Annotated in this window: 7 protein-coding genes; 4 read left to right on the plus strand and 3 right to left on the minus strand. The window is 70.5% G+C overall.

Annotation, left to right across the window (positions count from 1 at the left end; translation table 11 throughout):
• Window positions 1-126: 126 nt before the first annotated feature.
• The 3 genes from ABZ070_RS35035 to ilvA form a co-directional block, all read right to left on the minus strand.
• A complete protein-coding gene (locus tag ABZ070_RS35035; protein ID WP_356639974.1) occupies window positions 127-984 on the minus strand; it encodes an ABC transporter permease in 858 nt (285 codons plus the stop codon).
• A complete protein-coding gene (locus tag ABZ070_RS35040) occupies window positions 981-2,006 on the minus strand; it encodes an ATP-binding cassette domain-containing protein (RefSeq protein ID WP_356639976.1) in 1,026 nt (341 codons plus the stop codon). Before ABZ070_RS35040 ends, ABZ070_RS35035 begins: the two co-directional genes overlap by 4 nt.
• Window positions 2,007-2,191: 185 nt before the next feature.
• Window positions 2,192-3,421: a threonine ammonia-lyase gene (gene ilvA, locus ABZ070_RS35045; protein ID WP_356639978.1), complete on the minus strand. Its 1,230-nt coding sequence runs from the start codon at window positions 3,419-3,421 to the stop codon at window positions 2,192-2,194.
• A gap of 173 nt (window positions 3,422-3,594) precedes the next feature.
• Here ilvA and ABZ070_RS35050 point away from each other — a divergent pair, with 173 nt between their 5' ends.
• From ABZ070_RS35050 to ABZ070_RS35065, 4 genes are all read left to right on the plus strand, one after another.
• Window positions 3,595-4,128 (plus strand): MarR family transcriptional regulator, encoded by a 534-nt coding sequence (locus ABZ070_RS35050; RefSeq protein ID WP_356639980.1) that lies wholly within the window; start codon window positions 3,595-3,597, stop codon window positions 4,126-4,128.
• Between the two features lie 32 nt (window positions 4,129-4,160).
• A complete protein-coding gene (locus ABZ070_RS35055) occupies window positions 4,161-4,634 on the plus strand; it encodes a sigma factor-like helix-turn-helix DNA-binding protein (RefSeq protein WP_356639982.1) in 474 nt (157 codons plus the stop codon).
• Window positions 4,635-4,665: 31 nt separating this feature from the next.
• Complete coding sequence (locus ABZ070_RS35060; RefSeq protein WP_356639984.1) at window positions 4,666-4,917, plus strand: hypothetical protein; 252 nt, start codon at window positions 4,666-4,668, stop codon at window positions 4,915-4,917.
• A gap of 99 nt (window positions 4,918-5,016) precedes the next feature.
• On the plus strand, window positions 5,017-5,208 hold the full coding sequence (locus ABZ070_RS35065; protein WP_356639986.1) for a DUF1059 domain-containing protein: 192 nt from the start codon (window positions 5,017-5,019) through the stop codon (window positions 5,206-5,208).
• Window positions 5,209-5,340 lie beyond the last annotated feature (132 nt).

Here is a 5,340-nt window from a genome sequence, read left to right on the forward strand (position 1 = left end):
GACCTGGTCGCACCCGACGGCTCCGTGTACAACCTCAAGGCGTACGGGTCCGGCGGCAGCGTGGACAACGTGATCACCACCTACTCGTGACGCGGTCCGGCCCCTTCTTCGTGCGGTTGCCGCGGGTCAGGCGGCGGCGGAGCGGTACTTGCGGACCGCCAGGGTGCGGAACACCACCAGGATCAGCAGCGACCAGAGCGCCGATGCCAGCACGGGGTGCTGCATGGGCCAGGCGTCGGGCGCCTTGAAGCCGGGCGGCAGGTTGCCGAACAGCTCACGGCACGCCTGCACGGTCGCGCTGAACGGGTTCCACTCGGCGATGGTCCGCAGGAAGCCCGGCATGTTGTTGGCGTCCACGAAGGCGTTCGAGATGAACGTCAGCGGGAACAGCCAGATCAGTCCGCCGGAGGTGGCGGCCTCGGGCGTGCGGACCGAGAGGCCGATCAGCGCGCCGATCCAGGAGAACGCGTACCCGAGGAAGAGCAGCAGCAGGAAGCCGAGCAGCACCTTGCCGATGTTCTCGTGGACCCGCCAGCCGAGGATCAGTGCGACGACCGCGAGCACGACGAGCGTGAACGCCGTCTGCACGAGGTCGGCGAGGGTGCGGCCGGTGAGGACCGCGCCGCGCGCCATGGGCAGCGAGCGGAAGCGGTCGATGAGGCCCTTGTGCATGTCGTCGGCAATGCCGGCGCCGGCGCCCGCGGTGGCGAAGGTGACGGTCTGGGCGAAGATGCCCGCCATCAGGAACTCGCGGTAGTCCTGGGGCGAGATGGAGCCGCCGACCTGGATGGAGCCGCCGAAGACGTAGGTGAAGAGCACCACGAACATGATCGGCTGGAAAAGCCCGAAGATGATCATCTCCGGGATGCGCGCCATCCTGATCAGGTTGCGCTTGGCCACGACCAGCGAGTCGCCGACCGACTGCCCGATCCCGCCCTTGGGGCGGGGCGCCGTGATCGGCGCGGCTTCTGTGGTGGCGCTCACTTCGCGCCCTCCTTCCTGGACTTGCGGCCGGACCGGTCGCCCTGCCCCTCGGTGTCTGCGGTGTCCGCTTCCGCGTCCGCGACCTCGGCCGCGTGCCCGGTCAGCGAGATGAAGACGTCGTCGAGGGTGGGGCGGCGCAGGCCGATGTCGTCGATCTCCACGCCGCGGGTGTCGAGGTCGCGGATGACCTCGGCGAGCAGCTTGGCGCCGCCCGTGACCGGGACGGTGAGCTTGCGGGTGTGCTCGGCGACGGCGACCTCGCCCTTGCCGTAGGAGGCGAGCACCTCGCGGGCCGGGACGATCTGCTCCGGCTCGTGCACCACGACCTCGACACGCTCGCCGCCGGTGCGGGCCTTGAGCTGGTCGGAGGTGCCGCGGGCGATGACCTTGCCGTGGTCGACGACGCAGATGTCGTCGGCGAGGTGGTCCGCCTCCTCCAGGTACTGCGTGGTCAGCAGCAGTGTCGTACCGCCGCCGACGAGCTCCTGGATGACCTCCCACAGCTGCTGGCGGTTGCGCGGGTCGAGGCCGGTGGTCGGCTCGTCCATGAACATCACGGGCGGTGAGACGACCAGTGCCGCGGCCAGGTCGAGCCGGCGGCGCATACCGCCGGAGTACGTCTTGGCGGGACGGTCGGCTGCGTCGGCGAGATTGAAGCGCTCGAGCAGCTGGACCGCTCGTGCCTTCGCGTCCCTGGCGCTCATCTGGTAGAGCTGCCCGACCATCTGGAGGTTCTCCCGGCCGGTCAGGTACTCGTCGACGGCGGCGAACTGGCCGGAGAGGCCGATGGACCTGCGCACCTCGTTGGGGTGCTTGAGGACATCGATGCCGGCGACGACGGCGGAGCCGCTGTCGGGCTGGAGCAGAGTGGTCAGTACACGCACGGTCGTGGTCTTGCCGGCGCCGTTGGGGCCGAGCAGTCCGAGGACCGTGCCTTCGGGGACGTCGAGATCGACGCCGTCCAGTGCCCGTACATCGCCGAAGGTCTTCACGAGACCTTCGGCGTAGATGGCGCCTGGCATAGGGGGTCTCCCAAGGTGAAAAGTGGATGGGTGCGTCCGCGCAGCAGGACTCGTTCCGCCGGTGATCCCACTTTGGCGGGAGCATGGCAGAAGGCTTACCGTAACGCGATACATCGCGTTTCTCAAGTGTGTCGCGTTACCCTGCGCGTGTATCGCGATACATGCACGTCGAGAGTCCGGGCCGGCTAGCCCATGACCGTGTAACCCGCGGCGCGCAGCGTCGCCGCGACCTCCTCGCAGTGCTCCGGGCCCTTCGTCTCCAGATGCAGCTCCACCTCCGCCTCCGTGAGCCCCAGCCGTGGGTCGGTGCGTACATGGCTCACGTCGAGAACATTGGCATCCGCCACTGACAACGCACCGAGAAGTCCGGCGAGGGCCCCGGGCCGGTCGGTCAGACGCAGCCGCAGCGACAGATACCTGCCCGCCGCAGCCATGCCGTGCCGCAGGATGCGCTGCATCAGCAGCGGGTCCACGTTGCCGCCCGACAGGAGGGCGACAACCGGACCCTCGAAGGACTTCGGATCGCTCATCAGCGCGGCCACCGAGCTCGCCCCCGCCGGCTCGACGACCATCTTCGCCCGCTCGAGACACAGCAGCAGCGCACTGGAGAGCGCGTCCTCGGAGACGGTACGGACATCGTCGACAAGATCGCCAATGATTTTGAAGGGCACATCGCCCGGGCGCCCCACCTTGATGCCGTCCGCCATCGTCGACGGCTCCCGGATGGAGACCGGACGCCCCGCCGCGAGCGACGGCGGATACGCCGCGGCGCCCTCCGCCTGCACGCCGATCACCTTCACGTCGGGACGCAGCGCCTTCACCGCGACAGCGATACCGGCCGCAAGACCGCCGCCCCCGATCCCGACGACGATCGTCCGCACCTCGGGGCACTGCTCGAGGATCTCCAGGCCCACCGTGCCCTGCCCGGCGACGATGTCGGGGTGGTCGAAGGGGTGGATGAGGACGGCGCCCGTCTCGTCGGCGTACTCCCGCGCGGCGGCCAGCGTCTCGTCGACCACCTGCCCGTGCAGCCGCACGTCGGCGCCGTACTCCCTGGTCGCCGCGACCTTCGGCAGCGGGGCGCCGACCGGCATGAAGACCGTGGAGTGCACGCCCAGCAGCGACGACGCCAGCGCCACGCCCTGCGCGTGGTTGCCCGCGGACGCGGCGACGACGCCCGCCGCCCGCTCCTCGGGCCGCAGCCCGGCGATCCGCACGTACGCCCCGCGCAGCTTGAAGGAGCCGGTGCGCTGCAGGTTCTCGCACTTGAGATGGACGGGCGCCCCGACCAGCTGCGACAGGTGCCTGCTGCCCTCCATCGCCGTGACTCTGGCGACGCCGGACAGCATCTTCTGCGCCCCCCGGATGTCGTCGAGGATCACGGAGCGAAGGATCTCGGGCGCACGGAAGCTCATGCCGCAAGTCTCGCAGTTCGGCCCATGAGAAGCGGTGGCGTCCGCATCCCGGGCCAGGAGCGGAGGCGGATTGTGCAGCGCAGCTCCGCGTGGGCCCGGGGCCGCGTACTCTGTCCCCCACCAACCGACCACCGCACAAGAGAGCCCCCGCAGCCATGCCCACTTCTCAGGACATGACGACCACTGCGTCTGCCTCTCGGGGGAACCCCACCTCCGAACCGCCCGGCGGCCCCGGTCTCCTCGATGCCCTCCAGCACCAGGTGGCCCTGTTCGCCCGCCGCGCGGAGCAGACCCGGCTCGGCGGAGTCGGCCAGGTCCGCAACTCGATGGACCGTGCCGCGTACCTGCTGCTCAACCGCCTCGACATCGAAGGCCCGATGGGCGTCAAGGCGCTGGCCGCCTCGATGGGCATCGACTCCTCCACCGTGACCCGGCAGGTGGCGCCGCTCGTCGACACCGGCCTGGTCAAACGCACCTCGCACCCGGAGGACGGCCGCGCCGTCGTGCTCCAGCTGTCCCCGCGCGGCCAGGCCCGGCTCCAGGAGGTCCGCGACTCGCGGCGCGAGCTCATGGCGCAGGTCACGGAAGGCTGGACGGAGAGCGAGCGCGAAGCGTTCTGCACCCTGCTCACGCGTTTCAACTCGGCGCTCTCCGCCCGCCAGGCGGGCCTGCCCGCCTCGGACACGGAGACCACGCCGACCTCTTGACCTGAGCCCGCCCCCGGGCCCTATATGAGGACGTGAGCGAGCGGAACCCGGCCATGGACCGCCGTCGCGCCCGGGAGTTCGACGCCTTCGTGGCAGGCGCGGCGAGCCGACTGCTGCATGTCGCGACGCTGCTGACGGCGGAACCCCCGGCCGCCAACCCCCTGGCACAACGGCTGCTGACCGCCTCGCTGGCCCGTACGTACGCAGACTGGGACCGGCTGCGCGGCGAGGACCCGTACAACCGCACCCGCCAGGAACTCGCCGTCCGCTTCGCGCGCAGCGCCTGGCGCTGCCACCGGGTGCGCGGCGGAGTGCTGGACCGCCTCACCCCGCAGGAGCGGCTGATCCTCGTGCTGCGTCTGCACGAGGGCGTGGCGGAGGAGCAGACGGCGGCGGTCATCGGACTGCCGGCGGACCGGGTGCGGGCCATATGCACCCGCGCGGTCGCCGCCATGCGCGGCCCCCGGCGCACACCGCACCGCCCTGTCCTGCGGATCGCGTCATGAACGGACCCGAGCGCGAGGACGAGGTCGCGTCATGAACGGACCCGAGCGCAAGGAGGACGAGGTCCGCCGGATGATGGACGGCCCGCACCCCGCAGTCCCCGCCGGCCTCGGCCGGCTCGCCGCCGAACAGGGCGCACGACTGCTGCGCCGCCGGCGCGCCCTGCACAGGATGTTGCTTGTGCTGCTGGTCGCGGCGGTGATCGCCTTCACGGCATGGGCGACGGTCGCCGAGCCGTGGACGGTGCCTCCGTCGGACACGACCCCGCCCCTGGAGGGCTGGTAGCGCCCCGGGGTGATTCGGCCTTGTGCCCCGATTGGTTCGCCCTCTTCGTCCGGATCTATCCTGGAAAGAGCGGTGCATGGAACGAGTCCGGGAGGCCCCATGACCAGGAAAGTAGTCGACTGCCGCGACACCCCGAGCGTCTCCGGATGCACCCTCACCATCAGCGGTGAGGAGGACGAGGTCGTACGGGCGGCAACGGAGCACGCCGTCTCCGTCCACGGACACACGGACGGGCCCGAGCTGCGGCAGATGATCCGCGAGTCCCTGAAGGACGAGAAGGTCGGCGTCTGAGACGGCGGCCGAAGCGCCCTTGGACCCCCCGCTTCCGCAGACCGCGAAAGGCCGCAGGCCCCCGACGCGCTTCCGAACAGACCCAGGTGTGGGCCGCGAACCCAAACAGAGGAGCATAAGTGGACCTCGCCC

Origin of the sequence: Streptomyces sp. NPDC006283 (genome assembly GCF_040613325.1) — a bacterium.
Taxonomy (GTDB): Bacteria; Actinomycetota; Actinomycetes; order Streptomycetales; family Streptomycetaceae; genus Streptomyces.

What these genes read in the sequence shown, in the direction of transcription:
- ABZ070_RS35060 (WP_356639984.1), top strand. Translation starts at nt 4,666, where the DNA reads ATGAACGGACCCGAGCGCAAGGAGGACGAGGTCCGCCGGATGATGGAC.
- ABZ070_RS35050 (WP_356639980.1), top strand. Translation starts at nt 3,595, where the DNA reads ATGACGACCACTGCGTCTGCCTCTCGGGGGAACCCCACCTCCGAACCG.
- ilvA (WP_356639978.1), bottom strand. Translation starts at nt 3,421, where the DNA reads ATGAGCTTCCGTGCGCCCGAGATCCTTCGCTCCGTGATCCTCGACGAC.
- ABZ070_RS35065 (WP_356639986.1), top strand. Translation starts at nt 5,017, where the DNA reads ATGACCAGGAAAGTAGTCGACTGCCGCGACACCCCGAGCGTCTCCGGA.
- ABZ070_RS35040 (WP_356639976.1), bottom strand. Translation starts at nt 2,006, where the DNA reads ATGCCAGGCGCCATCTACGCCGAAGGTCTCGTGAAGACCTTCGGCGAT.